Origin of the sequence: Pseudomonas sp. SIMBA_068, from assembly GCF_046534705.1 — a bacterium.
GTDB classification, from domain to species: Bacteria; Pseudomonadota; Gammaproteobacteria; order Pseudomonadales; family Pseudomonadaceae; genus Aquipseudomonas; species Aquipseudomonas putida.
Genome location: NZ_JAWRYI010000295.1, coordinates 1 through 295 on the forward strand (window position 1 = coordinate 1; position 295 = coordinate 295).

Consider the following 295-nt stretch of genomic DNA (forward strand, 5'->3'; position numbering starts at 1 on the left):
GTGCCAGCCCGTGGCTGTTCGGCAGCGTGCTGGAGCGGGTCTGTGGCCGCCTTGTGGCGCTGAACAGTTTCACGGAGTTCACCCTGAACAGCCAGCAGCGCGGAGAAGTAGGCTACTGGCCGCCGCGCATGGGCCGGAAAGCGCTGATATGAGTGGCGAAAAGGTGATTTCGCTGCCCCGGCTCACCCGTCTGCCGGATGATTTCTGGCAGCGGGTGATGGCCGCGCCGTGGCGTTACGATCTGTTCCAGCTGCTGCGGCGGCTGGATGCGCAGGGCGGTCAGCGCTATCCGCTG

Annotated in this window: 1 protein-coding gene; it reads left to right on the forward strand. The window is 65.8% G+C overall.

Going from position 1 to position 295, the window contains the following annotated elements:
• The first annotated feature begins 14 nt into the window (after positions 1 to 14).
• On the forward strand, positions 15 to 152 hold the full coding sequence (locus SB756_RS29240; RefSeq protein WP_410913036.1) for a type VI secretion system baseplate subunit TssF: 138 nt from the start codon (positions 15 to 17) through the stop codon (positions 150 to 152).
• The last annotated feature ends 143 nt before the right edge of the window (positions 153 to 295 follow it).